The organism is Nocardioides sp. BGA-UO-ETr-FS32 (assembly GCF_059567905.1).
Map to the genome: position 1 here is coordinate 22,685 of NZ_JCAQOX010000004.1, position 14,574 is coordinate 37,258.

The following is a 14,574-nucleotide window of genomic DNA, read 5'->3' on the forward strand; positions in this document are numbered from 1 at the left end:
ACAAGGGCAGCCGACTTGACGTCCGATCAAAAGTCCGTACATTAGATACCCCACAGGGTATCTACACGAGGAGGCACGACAGCGATGGAGATTCACTCCTTCCGCACCCCCGGGCTGGGGGACCAGACCTACCTGCTGGAGCACGAGGGCAAGGCAGTGCTCGTCGACCCCCAGCGCGACATCTCTCGCTTCCTCGACGAGGCGGCTGCGCGTGACCTCGAGCTCCGTTTCGTGCTGGAGACCCACCTGCACAACGACTACGTCTCTGGCGCAGAGCAAGCCGCACTGCGGACCGGCGCCGAGCTCGTCCTACCGGCAGCGGCGGCCGCTGCCTACCGTTACACCCCGGCCTTCCACCTCGAGGAGCTCAAGGGCGAGGACGGCCTGAGCATCCGGCCCCTCCACACTCCCGGCCACACTCCCGAGCACACCAGCTACGTGATCCTGATCGACGGCAAGGAGGTAGCGGTCTTCTCCGGCGGCAGCCTGCTGGTCGGCTCGGCCGGCCGTCCAGATCTTCTCGGTCCCGAGCGCGCCGAGACGCTGGCACGGCTCCAGCACGGCTCGCTCCACCGCCTCGCCGCCCTGCCGGGCGACGTCGAGCTCCTTCCGACCCACGGTGAGGGCTCGTTCTGCACCTCTTCGGGGGCCGGCCTCTACACCTCGACGATCGCCGACGAGGTCGCGACCAACCCTCTCCTCAAGCTCAGTGGCCCCGACGAGCTCGCGGAGGAGATGCTCCGCCTGCCGATGCCGATCCCAGGCTTCTACCGCTTCATGGGCCCGACCAACACGATGGGCGTCAAGCCGATGCCGGCGAAGGACCGTCCCGTCCTGACCCTGGACGAGCTGAGCGAGCGCGACCTCAACGTGGTCGACATGCGCCCGCGCCAGCGCCAGGCCGCCGGTCTCGTGCCCGGAAGCGTCGGCATCGAGATGGGTATCGACTTCGGCAGCTGGGCAGGGTGGCTCCTGCCCTACAACGAGCCGGTGGCCATCGTCGCCGAGCCCGGTCAGGACGCAGCCGAGGCCATCACCCAGCTCGCCCAGATCGGATTCGACACCGTCGCCGGAGTGGTCGAGGTCCAGCCCACCGATGAGCTCGGACCGGGCTTCAGCCTCATCGAGGTGGACGAGGCCCGGAAGCTCGTCGACGATGGCGTCCAGGTGCTCGACGTGCGGATGCCCAGCGAGCTCGCACAGGTGCGCCTGCCCGGTGCGGTGGAGCGCTTCGCCCCCGAGGTCTTCACGACGGGTGTCCCTGATCAGCTCGACCCGTCGGCCACGGTGCTGGTGGCGTGCGCCAGCGGTCGTCGCGCGTCGATCGCGGCCAGTGGGCTCGTGGCAGCCGGTTTCTCCGACGTCCGAGTCCTCACCGGTGCCGGTGTACCGGACCTCGCGCCCATCCCTGCTTGATCGTCCCGCCCATCCCCCTGCACCACGAACGAAAGGTCCATCTCATGGCGACCCCGACACCTGTCCAGTCCGTCGACGTCTCCGAGGCCCAAGGCCTCATCCAGGACAGCAACACCCTGGTGCTCGATGTCCGCAGCCCCGGTGAGTTCGAGACCGCCCACATCGACGGTGCCGTCAACATCCCCGTCGACCGGCTCGACCCCCACCTTCGCGAGATCGTGCACAACGCAGGCGGGACCATGGTCCTCGTCTGCCAGAGCGGCGGACGTGCCGAACAGGCTGCGACCAAGCTGAGCAACCACGGCAAGCAGGACCTCGTCCTGCTTCAGGGCGGGATGAACGCCTGGCAGCAGGCCGGCGCGCCGGTGCGTCGCGGCGAGGTGCAGCGGTGGGCGCTCGAGCGTCAGGTCCGGCTGGTGGCAGGATCTCTCGTCTTCGCCTCTGTCGCCGGCAGCGCCTTGCTTCCGAAGGCCAAGTGGGTCGGTGCCGGGGTCGGTGGGGGACTGGTCTTCGCCGCCGTCAGCAACACCTGCATGATGGGCAACCTGCTGAGCAAGCTGCCCTACAACCGTGGCCCGGCCTGCGACATCGACCAGGCGCTCACCAGGCTCGGCGCGCGTTGAGCGAAACCGCCGCCGCTGCCTCCTTCGGCGTCGCTCTGACGTGCATCGACGGCCGCATCGCTGAGGTGGTGCGTCAGGAGCTGCGCCGCGAGTGGGGCGTCGACTACATCGACGTCGTGACCCTGCCGGGGCCGGAGGCGGCCGTCGGCAACCTCCCCGACGAGCACGCGGTGTGGGACGCCCTCGAGGTCTCGGTGCACCGGCACGGCTCCACCCGAGCGGCAGTGGTCGCGCACACGGACTGCGCGGCCAACGCCGTCGACCTCGAGGAGCGACGGGACCAGCTGCGCGAGGCCGTCTTCCAGGTTCGCGATCTCCTCCGCGGCACCGATGTGACCGGGTGGCTCGTGCACACCGACACCAGCACCATCGAAGAGGTCGAATGACCGATCTACCTGACAGCGGCCGACTGGCCCGTGTCCTCCCGATCGCTGGCTGGCTGCCTGCCTACCGCCGCGGGGATGCCCTTGCGGATCTCCGGGCGGGTGCGACGGTCGGGGTGCTGGTCGTCCCGCAGGCGATGGCGTACGCCGCCCTCGCGGGGGTCCCGCCCATCGCCGGCCTCTATGCCGCCATGGTCAGCTTGGTCGTCTACGCAGTCTTCGGCACCAGCCGCTTCATCTCCGTCGGCCCAGTGGCCATCGACTCGCTCCTCACAGCGGCAGCCGTGGCACCACTGGCGGACGGTGATGCCGGGCGATACGTAGCACTCACCAGCCTGCTGACCGTGATGATCGGCGTCCTTCAGGTGGCCGCAGGGACGGCCAAGCTCGGCGCTCTGGTCAACCTGCTGTCCGTCCCGGTCATCGCCGGCTTCACCAGCGCGGCCGCTCTCACCATCGGGCTCACCCAGGTGAAGGATCTTCTCGGTCTCCAGCTGAGCGGCTCCAGCACGACCTTCGTCGACGGGCTCGTGCAGGTCGTCCCCAACCTCGAGTCTCTCGACGTCTCCACGGCTCTCCTCGGCGTCCTGTCCATCGTGGCTCTGGTCGGCATCAAGCGCTGGGCTCCTCGGGTGCCCGGTCCCCTGCTCCTGGTAGGCGCGGCAACTGCGGTGGTCGTCCTGCTCGACCTGCCAGTGCGCCAGATAGGCGAGATCCCTTCCGGCATCCCGCTACCGCGGCTGCCCGCGAGCCCCTGGGCCGACGTGACGGCTCTGCTGCCCTCGGCGGCAGCCATCGCGCTCATCTCCTACATGGAGTCGATCAGCACCGGCAGCGCCTTCGCCCGCAAGACGCGCACCCGCATCGAGCCGGACCGCGAGCTCGTCGCGGTCGGCCTCGCGAACGGCGCAGCCGGCCTGATGCAAGGGATGCCTGTTGCTGGCGGGTTCTCGCGCGGCGCGGTCAACTACAACGCAGGAGCGCGAACTCCGATGTCCGGCGTCGTCGCATCGGTGCTGGTGGCGATCAGCCTGCTGGTCCTCACGCCCGTCCTGGCCCTCATCCCGAAGGCAGCGCTGGCGGCCATCATCCTGGTCGCCGTTGCCACACTGATCGATGTCCGGGGTGCACGTGCTGTGGGACGCGTGAGGCGAAGCGACCTCGTAGCGCTCCTGGCAACAGCCGCCGCGACGTTGGTCCTCGGGCCCACGTGGGGTCTCGCTCTGGGCGTCGGGGTGAGCTTTGCGCTCTTCCTGCGCCACCTCAACCGACCACACATGCCGGAGCTCGGCTACTGCCCGGCGGAGGGAATGTTCCGCAACGTTGAGCGCCACGAAACGGTCACCCACCCGGAGCTGCTGGTCGTGCGGATCGACGCTCCGTTGTCCTTCGTCGGAGCACGGGCAATCGCCGACGACCTCGCCGAGCAGCTACGCGGACGGGAAGGGACACGATTCCTCGTTGTCGACGCCACGGCCGTGAACGCGGCGGACTTCACCGGTGCCGAGATGCTCGGCCAGCTGATTGATGACCTCGACGGCATCGGGGTCCAGACGCACCTGGGCGGGCTGCGCGGACCGGTTCGCGACGTCCTGGAGCGCACCGACTGGTTCCGGGAGCTCGCGACGTCAGGTCGCGTGCGTGGGACGGTGCTGGACAGCGTGCGAGGATTGCCCCTGACCAATGATCCGGTGGGATGGCTCGACGAGACCGCTACGGCCGACCGCTGACGTCCACCTGGTAGGCGCGCGTCGTCGACCACTGCGCGGTCAGGCTGAACCTGCTGCCGCGCACCAGGGTGCGCCGGTACTCGACGGCGCGCTCATCCACGAGCCCCACTCGTTCCACCAGCAGCGCGGCTTCGGTGGCGTCCATGCCCAGCAGCTCGCGCTGGCCGACCGTGGGCACGACCGCCCGGATCGTCTCCTGTCCGCCGCTGAGCCGCACGCCGGCGACGCGGTGCCACTCGTCGTAGAGGGCCGTGTGCGACAGGTCGACGTCGAGCAATCCGGAAGCCAGGGCCGGGTCGAGCCATACGCAGTCCCAGGCGATCGGCAGCTCGTCGGCGTAGCGGAGGCGTTCGATGTAGATGAGGTCGGGTCCGCCGGCGATGCCGAGGCGGTCGGCCACCACCGAGTCGGGTCGCCGGTCGACCACCCTCACCTCGCTGCGCTGCTCCATCCCTCGGGACTCGAGCTCGTGGAACAACGAGTACATCGCGCCCAGGTCCTGGGCGATGACACCTGGGGCGACCACGCTCGACCGGCCGCGGGACGACTGGATGACACCATCGCGTCGAAGTCGTCCGAGTGCTTCGCGCACGGTGTGCCGGCTGATGCCGTAGTCGTCGACCAGCTCGATCTCGCCGGGAAACCTGTCGGGGAACTCCCCGCCTTCGATCCGGCGGACCAGGTCGTCGTACAGCTGCTGCCACAACGGCGACGCGTCGGCACGGTCGAGTCCGCCGGGGCCGCGGCTGCGGGGTGTCATGGACCATCTCCTGGGCGCGTGCGGGGGTCGTGTGGCAATGCCGCACGAGTGTAGTGAACCTCCTCCCCGGCGAAGACCGACTCCACCAGAGGGCGCCACTGGGGCTGGACCCCCTGGATGGCGACGACGACGCCGCCGGTTCCCAGGTCCCGGCAGATGGCACGCAGCACCAGTGCACCAGTGAGGTCGATCCTTCCGAGCCTCTGCAGCTCGAGTGTCACGTGCGTGAGGTCGGGGTGTCCGGCGAGCTCGGCGAGAACCAGCGTCTCGAGTCGCGGCGCGGACGCGAAGTAGAGAACTCCTTGAGGCCGGACGTGGAGGATCGATTCGTTCCGCCAGACCTCGACGTCGAGGCGTAGCTCCCGCCAAAGATGGACGGCTAGCGAGGCAAGGACGCCTGCGATCACACCCCACTGCACGCTTGGCGCGGCGACGACAGTCACGACGAGTGTCACCAGCGCCACACCCAGCTGCGGCCTGGACATGCGCCAGGTGCGCAGCACTGGACGTGGGTTGAGCAGTGGGAGGACGGAGACGACGACGAGCCCGGCCAACGCGGAGGTCGGCAACGCCGACAGCAGCTGGGAGAACGGGAGCACTGCCAGCACGCACGCCCCGGTGAGCAACCCGCTCCACCTGGTGCGGGCTCCGGAGAGCCGGTTGAGCGCCGACCGGGAGAAGGAGCCGCCCACTGGGTACCCGCCCACCAAGCCCGCTCCGAGGTTGGCCAGGCCCTGGCCCACGAACTCACGGTCGGGATCCCAGGCGGAACGGTCGGCGCTGGCGTACTGGCGCGCGATGGAGGCGGGCTCGGCGAAGCCGACGAGCGCGATCACCAGACCAGGCAGCAGAAGGTCCGGGAGGGAGGACCAAGGCAGATCGAGCGCAAGGCCTGGCAGGCCGCCGGGGACGGACCCTACGAGCGGCACGTCGAGACCGGCCGTGGACACGACCAGGGCGGCGACGAACGAGGCGATCATCGCACCCGGCAGCAGCGGACTCACGCGTCGCAGACCCCAGGTCGCCGTTGCGACCGACAGCGCGATCGCCGCGGCGGGAAGCAGCCAGAGGCTGGGTGAGGTGAGGGAAGCCGCGGCGCCGGCGACGGGGTCCGTCGACGATGACTGGAGCCCCAGTGCTGTGGGCACTTGCGAGCAGACGATGAGGGCGGCCGCTGCCCAGGTGAACGCGCTCACCACGGGTTGGCTCATCAGGTACGCCACCATGCCGGTGCGGGTCACTCCGACGAGGACCCGAATCGCTCCTACGACCAGGGCAAGCAGGGCGGCGAGTGCGGCATACCGGGTCTCTCCAGCGTCGGCGAGAGGGCTGAGGGCGCCCACTACCAACAAGCTCGTCAGGGCCACCGGTCCGGTCTGGAGGTAGGGGGACGAGCCGACGGGCGCGGCCAGTATCGGTGCTGCCGCGGCGGCGTAGAGTCCGGCCTGGGGCGGCAGTCCGGCGAGCGCGGCGTAGGCGATCGACTGCGGCACCAGCACCATCGCGACGGTGACGCCGGCGACGACATCGCCGCGTCGGGGGGCGATCACAACCGACCACGCTCGTCGGCCAGAATGATCCGGACCACTGATCTCGACCGACGAGGAGTCACGCCGTGGCAGACCACGACGAGGTGGGCTCGGACCCGGACTACAGGTTCAGCCTCGCCAACGAGCGGACGTTCCTGGCGTGGATCCGTACTGCGCTCGGGCTGCTCGCGGGGGGTGTCGCCGTGCTGGCCGTCCTCGATGACGTGGGCCACCCCGTCGTACGGATCGTGACCGGCGCAGCGGTTCTGGTGCTGGCTGCGGTGCTTCCTCCTCTGGCCTATCGCCGCTGGGCAGCCACCGAGCACGCCTTGCGCACCGACACGACCCTCCCCGGTCCCGGGATGCTGCGCCTCGTGGCAGGCGGACTGGTCATCGTTGCGCTGTTGGTCGCGGCGCTCGTCCTGGTGTGAGCCGGTGAGTGAGGACCCGCAGGGCGCACGCCCCCTGCGCCACAGCGTCGCCGCACTGGAACGGACGGCCCTCGCCTGGGAGCGGACGGCCGTCTCGCTGGGTGCAGTAGGCCTCCTGCTGGTGAAGGTCGTGGACGGGGGAGGAGCCACGCAGGCTGCCGGCCTGGTACTGGTGGCCCTGGCGGCGACCATCACACTGGCCATGGTGCCCCTGGGGTATCGGCGCGCCCACGACCGCGTTGATCCAGACACATTGGCGAAGCCATTCGTCGACGATGACCGCTGGCGACCGCGTGTGCTCCTCGCGACCTCGTGCATCATCAGCATCACCGTCGTTGTGGTTGTCCTGGACCTCTGGGTGTCCGGTGCGATCTGAGGTCCGGTTCCCTCAGCAACGCGACTACGTCGCCTGAACTGTCGACGTCCAGATGACGGACGTTAGACCGGGGATGTCGCGGCCACAAGCATTTGTCCGTGCATTTCGTGGCAGCTCGATCTCAAGCGCACGCGCGCGCAGTGCGTCCGCATACCTCACGCCGGCGCAGTAGTGGATTCGACAAATGCCCGGACAAATGCTTGTGGTCCTCTGCGAGGAGGTCTAGCGTCCGTCACCTGACAGCAGGTGAGACGAAGGTGAGGACACTGCGGTGCAGTACGGATTCGCAATCGACCAACGCACCTGCATCGGTTGCCACGCATGCACGGTGGCCTGCAAGACCGAGCACGAGGTGCCTCTCGGGCAGTTCCGCACGTGGGTGAAGTACGTGGACTCCGGCGAGTTCCCCGCCACCACGAGGGACTTCGGCGTGATGCGGTGCAATCACTGCACCGACGCCCCGTGCATCAAGATCTGCCCGACCGAAGCGCTCTTCAAGCGGGACGACGGCATCGTCGACTTCGACAAGGATCGCTGCATCGGCTGCAAGAGCTGCATGCAGGGGTGCCCCTACGACGCGATCTACATCGACGCCGACACCCACACCGCCGCGAAGTGCAACTTCTGTGCCCATCGCATCGACGAGGGCCTCGAGCCGGCCTGCGTCGTGGTCTGTCCGACCCACTCCATCTGGGTGGGAGACCTCGAAGACCCGACGTCAGGCATCAGCAAGCTGGTCAACAACAACCCGACCGCTGTGCGTGCTCCGGAGCAGAACACGGGCCCCAACGTCTTCTACCTCGGGGCAGATCGTGCAGTCCTCGACCCGTTGGCCGCCCCCGTCGACGACACTTACATCTGGGCAAGGCCTGACGCCCAGCGTCTCGAGACCGCCAACGACCTTCCGGGCGACCCGGCCACGAACGCGCGGACCACGTTGAACACCGCCCACCCGCGTCCCTGGGGCTGGAAGGTCGTCACCTACCTGTGGACCAAGGGCATCGGTGCGGGCGCGCTCGCACTGGCTTGCCTGGCCCACCTGCTCGGCGTCGAGCTGGGCGCGACGGGCGACTACATCGCCCCGCTGCTGGGACTGTTCGGTGCCGCGACGACCGGGGCCCTCCTCGTGTGGGACCTCAAGCGGCCGGAGCGCTTCCTCTACATCTTCCTCAAGTCCAACTTCACGTCGTGGATCGTGCTCGGCGCCTACGCACTCACCATCTTCTCGGGGGGTGCAGTGTTGTGGTTGCTAGCCGCTGTCCTCGACCTCGGCTGGATGACGACTGCTCTGGCCTGGCTGGGCATACCCGCGAGCGCGATGATGGCCGGCTACACCGCCTTCCTTTTCGGACAGGCCGAGGGTCGGGACCTGTGGCAGTCGCCGGTCCTGTTCTGGCACCTGCTCGCTCAAGCGGTGATGGTCGGTAGCGGTGCGCTTGCGGTGGCCGGGCTCTTCGCCGACCTCACCGACTCCGCATGGAGCTTCGTCGCCGCGTCCTTCGTGATCTCGACAGTGATGCACCTGCTCATCCTGGGCCTGGAGTACTTCGGCAAGCACGCGAGCCGGCAAGCAGCGGTCGCCGCCCACATGGTCACCCACGGTAGGTACGCCCAGACCTTCTGGTTTGCGTCCGTGACGCCCACGGTCGTGGCCGCGGTGCTTGGCGGACTCGCCCTGGGCGCGACATCGGTCGTCTTTCTGGCGGTCGCGGGACTCATCGTCCAGCCCGCACTGCTCGCCTACGAGAGTGTCTTCGTCCGCGCGGGCCAGGACCCGCCGCTCTCGTGACCAGGACATCGACGGGCGCAACCCGAGTCGGAAGGAACTGCCATGACGGCTGAGCAGGAACGTCAGAGGACCGAGGTCCCGATGCCCGGGGCGCGCTCCCACGAGGGGCTGCGCAACTACCCGCCGGCCGAGGACTGGGACAACCACGTCGAGTACGACGCGAAGGCTCATCCACGCAAGGTCCCGCACAGCTACTCGCTGATCCCGACGATCTGTTTCAACTGTGAGTCGTCGTGCGGCCTCCTGGCCTATGTCGACCACAAGGACCTCTCGATCAAGAAGTTCGAGGGAAACCCGGCGCATCCCGGCTCGCGTGGGCGTAACTGCGCCAAAGGTCCGGCGACGATCAATCAGGTCAACGACCCCGATCGGATCCTCCACCCCCTCAAGAGGGTCGGCGAGCGCGGATCCGGCCAGTTCGAGCGCGTCTCCTGGGACGAGGCCGTCGCCGACATCGCCGCGCGGATCCGCAAGGCCATCATCGAGGACCGCAAGGACGAGGTGATGTACCACGTCGGCCGGCCAGGCGAGGACGGCTTCGTGGAGCGCGTACTGCAGGCATGGGGCGTGGACGGTCACAACAGCCACACCAACGTGTGTTCCTCAGGCGGGCGTACCGGTTACACCCACTGGATGGGCTACGACCGTCCGTCGCCGGACTATGCCAACGCCAAGGTGATGCTGCTGCTGTCGAGCCACCTCGAGACCGGTCACTACTTCAACCCGCACGCCCAGAGGATCATGGAGGCGAAGCAGAACGGCGCCAAGCTGGTTGTCCTGGACCTGCGGTTGTCCAACACCGCCTCCCATGCCGACCTCTGGATCTCCCCGTGGCCCGGCAGCGAGTCCGCGATCTTCCTGGCTGTCGCTTCCTACCTGCTGCGAACCCGCAAGGTCGCGAAGGAGTACATGCGCCGCTGGGTCAACTGGGACGTCTACCTCGAGCGGCTGCACCCTGACGCGCCGAAGGACTTCGAGGTGTTCCTGGACCGCCTCACCGAGGACTACGAGCAATACACGTTCGAGTACGCGGCGAAGGAAGCCCACGTCCCGGTCGCACAGATCGAGGAGCTGGCGCGCATCGTCGCCAACGCCGACACGAGGCTCGCCACCCACACGTGGCGCTCCGCCGCGGCCGGCAACCTGGGCGGGTGGCAGATCACTCGCAGCCTCTTCTTCCTCAACGTCCTCACCGGTAGCGTCGGCACCGAAGGGGGCACGCACCCCAACGGGTGGGACAAGTTCATCGCGCACTATCCCGACATGCCCGAAGCCAACGACATCTGGAGCGAAAAGCTCTGGCCGGCCGAGTATCCGCTGACCACCAACGAGATGTCGATCCTGTTGCCACACCTGCTCAAGGACGGTCGTGGAAAGCTCGACGTGTACTTCAGTCGGGTCTACAACCCTCTGTGGGTCAATCCCGACGGGTTCACCTGGATCGACGTATTGAAGGACGAGAGCAAGATCGGCCTGCACGTCGCGCTCACGCCCACCTGGAGCGAGTCCGCGACGTTTGCCGACTACGTGCTTCCGATGGGCCACGCCTCTGAACGCCACGACACCATGTCGTTCGAGACGCACACGTCCAAGTGGATCGCCTTCAGGCAGCCCGTCAAGCGGGTCGCGATGGAGCAGCGGGGGATGCCCTACCGCGACAGCCGTGACGCGAACCCCGGTGAGGTGTGGGAGGAGAACGAGTTCTGGTTCGACGTCTCGTGGCAGATCGACCCGGACGGTTCGCTCGGCATCCGCAAGTACTTCGAGTCGCAGGCCCACCCCGGCGAGAAGATGACGCAGGACGAGTACTACGACACCCTGTTCGGCAGCAGCGTTCCCGGCCTCCCGGCAGCTGCCGAGGCGCAGGGCATGACGCCGCTGCAATACATGCGCAAGTACGGCGTGTTCGAGGTCGCGAAGGACCTCTATCGGCTCGATGAGCGCGTCCTCACGGACGCAGAGCTCGAAGGGGCGACTGCGGACGAGACCGGCGTGCTGCGCAAGCCGGTCACGATGGAGACGGCGCCGCCACTCGTCGGGGAAGCCGGCGCCGTGGGCCTTGTGCACGAGGACGGCACCAAGACGGCCGGCTGGCTCTCACCCTCTCGCAAGCTCGAGCTCTACTCCACGACTCTTGCCGACTGGGGTTGGCCCGAGCAGGCGACCCCGGGCTACATCGAGTCGCACGTCTCGGCCCGGCAGATCGACCGCTCCAACGACGAATTCGTGCTGATGCCCAACTTCCGGCTCCCCACGCTGATCCACACGCGCTCCGGCAACGCAAAGTATCTGAATGAGATCAGCAACACCCATCCGCTCTGGTTCAACCAGGGCGACGCCACCGCGCTCGACCTGACCACCGGCGACCTGGTCCGGGTGACCACCGAGATCGGTCACTTCATCGTCCGCGTCTGGGCCACCGAGGCGATCCGTCCTGGTGTGGTCGGCCTGTCCCACCACATGGGTCGGTGGACGCAGGAGGGCGCGCCCGGCAGCCGCTGGGCGATGGGCAAGGTCAAGCTCGACCGCTCGGACGAGGGGATCTGGAAGCTCCGCTACACCGACGGTGTGAAGCCGTTCAAGAGCGAGGACCCCGATTCCGAGCGGATCTACTGGGACGACCCGGGGGTGCACCAGAACCTCACCTTCCCGGTCCAGCCCGACCCGGTGTCAGGTATGCACTGCTGGCACCAGAAGGTGCGTATCGAGAAGGCCCACCCTGATGATCAGTACGGTGACGTCGAGGTCGACGTCAACAAGTCACGCGAGGTGTATCGCCGATGGCTCGCCATGACCCGGCCGGGCCCCGGTCCGGGCGGCCAGCGCCGCCCCGAGTTCCTGATGCGGCACGTCACCCCGAAGCGGAAGGCCTATCGGGTCGACCAGCCAGAGGAAGTGTCGTGACGAGGTTCCGGCGATCAGCGCCACCGCCCCGCTTCGATGTCGAGGTCGTCCGTGCGGCGGTCGGCCGGGTCGAGGACCCCGAGATCCACAGGCCGATCGGTGACTTGGGAATGGTCGGAGCGATCGGTGCCGACCGCAGCGGTACGGTCACGGTCGAGATCCGGCTCACCACCCCGTCGTGCCCGCTGAGGGAGACGTTCCGGTCGCAGGTGACCGCAGCGGTGCGCAGCGTCGTGCCCACAGCCTCCGTCGAGCTCACCTTCGGTGTTCTCGACGACCGGGCCCGCCGCGACCTCGCCATGACGCTGCGTGGTCCTGAGACGGGTGGGGTCCCGCTGGTCGCGCCGCGCATCTATGCAGTGGCCAGCGGGAAGGGCGGCGTGGGGAAGTCGTCGGTCACCGCCAATCTGGCGGTCGCTCTGGCCGACCAAGGCCTGGCGGTGGGGCTGCTGGACGCCGATGTCTGGGGCTACTCGGTGCCTCAGCTCTTCGGCGTACGACGTGCCCCCGTCGCGCTCAACGGGATCATGTTCCCCATCGAGGCCCACGGCGTTCGGCTCATGAGCACCGGCTTCCTCGTGTCCGAGGACGAGCCCGTCATCTGGCGCGGACCGATGCTCCACAAGGCGCTGGAGCAGTTCCTCAGCGATGTCCACTGGGGAGACCTCGACGTCCTCCTCATGGATCTGCCCCCGGGGACGGGGGACATCACGCTGTCGCTGCTCGAACTCGTTCCGTCAGCGGCGCTCCTCGCCGTCACGACCCCTCAGCCCGCAGCTCGAGCTGTCGCGAGCCGTGTCGGCCGGATGGCGCTCGGCGCCCGGATGCCTGTCGCCGGCGTCGTGGAGAACATGTCGACGGCCAGTTGTCAGTCCTGCGGGCACCAGACGCCCTTGTTCGGCGAAGGGGGAGGGGCCCAGCTGGCCGCCGAGCTCGGTGTCGACCTCCTGGCACAGATCCCGCTGGACATCGCGATACGGCAAGCCGGCGACGAGGGGGTGCCCGTCGTGCGCCGCGACCCCGTCTCCGGGGCGTCGCACGTGTTCCGCGCGCTGGCAGCCAGCCTTCCCACCGTCCGGCGCAGCATCGTGGGTGTGCCGTTGCCGCTCAGCGTCGTCGCTTGAGCGGCGTCCGCTGGTCCAGGACTGCTGGGCCGCCCGAGGCCATCCGCAATGGCACCTCCAGCGGTGCGCGTCAGGTCAAGAGTTCGACCAGTTGCTCCGTGGAGGGGGAGCCTCCCAATCCGCCCGGGGTCGTGTAGACGCGGCAAGCCAGGCCTACCTGCTCACCACCGGACGCGAACGGGTCCACCCCGTCAACACGGATGGTGGGCGAGCCGACGAACCCTAGGTCCTCCGCCTCCTCAGCGCTACCGACCCTCACCCTGGTCACCCGGACGTCATCTCGATCCACCGACCGCAGCGCCTCGTGGAGTCGCTCCTCAGCGACCGTCCAGTTCGGGCATCCATCGAAGTAGAGAAGTTCAACTCGCACGGGTCGGTTCCTCCTGAGTGGGACGTCGACTCCCACTTTAGGCACGTCGCGCCTCAGATCCCCGTTGTGAGGCGCGGCCCGCTTCATGGACTGGTTCTTCGGACGCGCGAGGCCACGTCGGCATCAGAGCAGAAGCCGGTCCCATTCGCCTTGAGGCACAGCAGGCCCAACAACAGACCATGGTCGTCGACCACGGCGAGACGGCGTTGGTGACGCGCGCCCAGCCACTCCAGGACCGCCTCTGTGAGCGCCGTCGCGGACACGGTGCGATCTGCGAGCTGGGCGAAGCCGAGTGCTGTCTGCAGGTCAAGTTCGCGGTCGGGGAGGTCGCCTCGCACCAGGGTTCCGCACAACAAGTCGCCATCGGTGAGAAGCACCATGTGGACGTGGTCGTCCTCGAATTCGGCACGTACGTCGCGAAGCACCGCATCGGCCGGAAGGACGCGCGGAGATCGAACCATCGCCTCAGCCACGATGGAGCCGGCTTCCTTCAGGGCTGCACTCTGCGGTGGCCCGGAACATCCTTCGACAATCATCCTTCCTTCCCGTCCTTGCGTCCTCGGCGGGCAACTCTGGGCTGACTCGGCGCCGTCGACTCGAGCGCGGTCTTCAGATGAACGAGGCTAGACGTGCGAGACTTTCCTGCACAACCATATGTCCGGGCATTTCAGCGGACCGAGCTTCCCACTGCCGGCCGTTTCAGCCTTGGAATACCCCAAGGGGTATGTAACACTGAGCGTAGTGCCCGACATCCTTCGGCGGCACTACCGAGCAGGAGGCAGCGTGAACCACACGATGTGTACAGCCGTTGCAGGTTCGTACGGGGCCTTGGTCGCCACGCGAGGTGGCGCTCTGGCCGGAGGTGATCGGTGATGGAGCTGGAGTCGGAAAGCATGGCTCCCGTGATCAATCGACTCAAGCGAGCCCAAGGTCAGCTGGCTGGGGTGTTGAGGATGCTCGAGGACGGGCGTGAGTGCGAGGACGTGGTCACCCAGCTGGCTGCGGTGTCGAAGGCCCTGGACCGGGCCGGCTTTGCCATCGTCGCCAGCGGCCTGCAGCAGTGTCTGACATCGGGGGACGAGCTGGACAGCGTCGACGTGAAGAAGATGGAGAAGCTCTTCCTCTCACTCGCATGAAGA

The 14,574-nt window shown here is 67.8% G+C and carries 14 protein-coding genes; 10 read left to right on the top strand and 4 right to left on the bottom strand.

The genetic code is table 11. The annotated features are described in order from the left end of the window. The first annotated feature begins 84 nt into the window (after window positions 1-84). Genes AC57BS_RS01405 through AC57BS_RS01420 form a run of 4 tightly spaced genes read left to right on the top strand, consistent with a single transcriptional unit; the run spans window position 85 to window position 4,152 of the window. The gene (locus tag AC57BS_RS01405) at window positions 85-1,416 is read left to right on the top strand and encodes an MBL fold metallo-hydrolase (protein WP_496409759.1); all 1,332 of its coding nucleotides are present in this window, start codon (window positions 85-87) and stop codon (window positions 1,414-1,416) included. A gap of 44 nt (window positions 1,417-1,460) precedes the next feature. Further along, window positions 1,461-2,039 (top strand): rhodanese-like domain-containing protein, encoded by a 579-nt coding sequence (locus tag AC57BS_RS01410; RefSeq protein ID WP_493824467.1) that lies wholly within the window; start codon window positions 1,461-1,463, stop codon window positions 2,037-2,039. Next, the gene (locus tag AC57BS_RS01415; RefSeq protein WP_493824468.1) at window positions 2,036-2,425 is read left to right on the top strand and encodes a carbonic anhydrase; all 390 of its coding nucleotides are present in this window, start codon (window positions 2,036-2,038) and stop codon (window positions 2,423-2,425) included. The genes AC57BS_RS01410 and AC57BS_RS01415 overlap by 4 nt, the downstream gene beginning before the upstream one ends. Next, complete coding sequence (locus AC57BS_RS01420) at window positions 2,422-4,152, top strand: SulP family inorganic anion transporter (RefSeq protein WP_496409760.1); 1,731 nt, start codon at window positions 2,422-2,424, stop codon at window positions 4,150-4,152. Before AC57BS_RS01415 ends, AC57BS_RS01420 begins: the two co-directional genes overlap by 4 nt. Here AC57BS_RS01420 and AC57BS_RS01425 read toward each other — a convergent pair. Both AC57BS_RS01425 and AC57BS_RS01430 read right to left on the bottom strand, forming a co-directional pair. After that, window positions 4,136-4,912, bottom strand: coding sequence for a GntR family transcriptional regulator (locus AC57BS_RS01425; protein ID WP_496409761.1), 777 nt, complete (start codon window positions 4,910-4,912; stop codon window positions 4,136-4,138). The genes AC57BS_RS01420 and AC57BS_RS01425 overlap by 17 nt on opposite strands. After that, a complete protein-coding gene (locus AC57BS_RS01430) occupies window positions 4,909-6,462 on the bottom strand; it encodes a SulP family inorganic anion transporter (RefSeq protein WP_493824471.1) in 1,554 nt (517 codons plus the stop codon). Before AC57BS_RS01430 ends, AC57BS_RS01425 begins: the two co-directional genes overlap by 4 nt. Window positions 6,463-6,527: 65 nt before the next feature. Between AC57BS_RS01430 and AC57BS_RS01435 the strand changes: the two genes are divergently transcribed. The 5 genes from AC57BS_RS01435 to AC57BS_RS01455 all read left to right on the top strand — a co-directional run bounded on the left by AC57BS_RS01435 (window position 6,528) and on the right by AC57BS_RS01455 (window position 13,065). Beyond that, entirely contained in the window at window positions 6,528-6,872 is a 345-nt protein-coding gene (locus AC57BS_RS01435; RefSeq protein ID WP_496409762.1) for a YidH family protein, read from the top strand. 4 nt (window positions 6,873-6,876) lie between these two features. Continuing rightward, window positions 6,877-7,248: a DUF202 domain-containing protein gene (locus AC57BS_RS01440; protein WP_493824473.1), complete on the top strand. Its 372-nt coding sequence runs from the start codon at window positions 6,877-6,879 to the stop codon at window positions 7,246-7,248. Between the two features lie 328 nt (window positions 7,249-7,576). Beyond that, the gene (locus AC57BS_RS01445) at window positions 7,577-9,037 is read left to right on the top strand and encodes a 4Fe-4S dicluster domain-containing protein (RefSeq protein WP_496409763.1); all 1,461 of its coding nucleotides are present in this window, start codon (window positions 7,577-7,579) and stop codon (window positions 9,035-9,037) included. A 42-nt stretch (window positions 9,038-9,079) separates the two neighbouring features. Then, window positions 9,080-11,941, top strand: a complete 2,862-nt coding sequence (locus tag AC57BS_RS01450; protein ID WP_496409764.1) for a molybdopterin-dependent oxidoreductase — start codon at window positions 9,080-9,082, stop codon at window positions 11,939-11,941. Next, window positions 11,938-13,065, top strand: a complete 1,128-nt coding sequence (locus AC57BS_RS01455) for an Mrp/NBP35 family ATP-binding protein (protein WP_496409765.1) — start codon at window positions 11,938-11,940, stop codon at window positions 13,063-13,065. The genes AC57BS_RS01450 and AC57BS_RS01455 overlap by 4 nt, the downstream gene beginning before the upstream one ends. A 70-nt stretch (window positions 13,066-13,135) precedes the next feature. Here the strand turns inward: AC57BS_RS01455 and AC57BS_RS01460 are convergent, their stop codons facing one another. Continuing rightward, window positions 13,136-13,522, bottom strand: a complete 387-nt coding sequence (locus AC57BS_RS01460; protein WP_493824478.1) for a DF family (seleno)protein — start codon at window positions 13,520-13,522, stop codon at window positions 13,136-13,138. Further along, window positions 13,519-13,971 (bottom strand): CBS domain-containing protein, encoded by a 453-nt coding sequence (locus AC57BS_RS01465; RefSeq protein ID WP_493824479.1) that lies wholly within the window; start codon window positions 13,969-13,971, stop codon window positions 13,519-13,521. The genes AC57BS_RS01460 and AC57BS_RS01465 overlap by 4 nt, the downstream gene beginning before the upstream one ends. A 336-nt stretch (window positions 13,972-14,307) precedes the next feature. Between AC57BS_RS01465 and AC57BS_RS01470 the strand changes: the two genes are divergently transcribed. Beyond that, window positions 14,308-14,571 (top strand): metal-sensitive transcriptional regulator, encoded by a 264-nt coding sequence (locus AC57BS_RS01470; RefSeq protein ID WP_496409766.1) that lies wholly within the window; start codon window positions 14,308-14,310, stop codon window positions 14,569-14,571. Window positions 14,572-14,574: the final 3 nt, after the last annotated feature.

What these genes read in the sequence shown, in the direction of transcription:
- AC57BS_RS01460 (WP_493824478.1), bottom strand. Translation starts at nt 13,522, where the DNA reads ATGAAGCGGGCCGCGCCTCACAACGGGGATCTGAGGCGCGACGTGCCT.
- AC57BS_RS01405 (WP_496409759.1), top strand. Translation starts at nt 85, where the DNA reads ATGGAGATTCACTCCTTCCGCACCCCCGGGCTGGGGGACCAGACCTAC.
- AC57BS_RS01450 (WP_496409764.1), top strand. Translation starts at nt 9,080, where the DNA reads ATGACGGCTGAGCAGGAACGTCAGAGGACCGAGGTCCCGATGCCCGGG.
- AC57BS_RS01470 (WP_496409766.1), top strand. Translation starts at nt 14,308, where the DNA reads ATGGAGCTGGAGTCGGAAAGCATGGCTCCCGTGATCAATCGACTCAAG.
- AC57BS_RS01410 (WP_493824467.1), top strand. Translation starts at nt 1,461, where the DNA reads ATGGCGACCCCGACACCTGTCCAGTCCGTCGACGTCTCCGAGGCCCAA.
- AC57BS_RS01420 (WP_496409760.1), top strand. Translation starts at nt 2,422, where the DNA reads ATGACCGATCTACCTGACAGCGGCCGACTGGCCCGTGTCCTCCCGATC.
- AC57BS_RS01425 (WP_496409761.1), bottom strand. Translation starts at nt 4,912, where the DNA reads ATGACACCCCGCAGCCGCGGCCCCGGCGGACTCGACCGTGCCGACGCG.
- AC57BS_RS01465 (WP_493824479.1), bottom strand. Translation starts at nt 13,971, where the DNA reads ATGATTGTCGAAGGATGTTCCGGGCCACCGCAGAGTGCAGCCCTGAAG.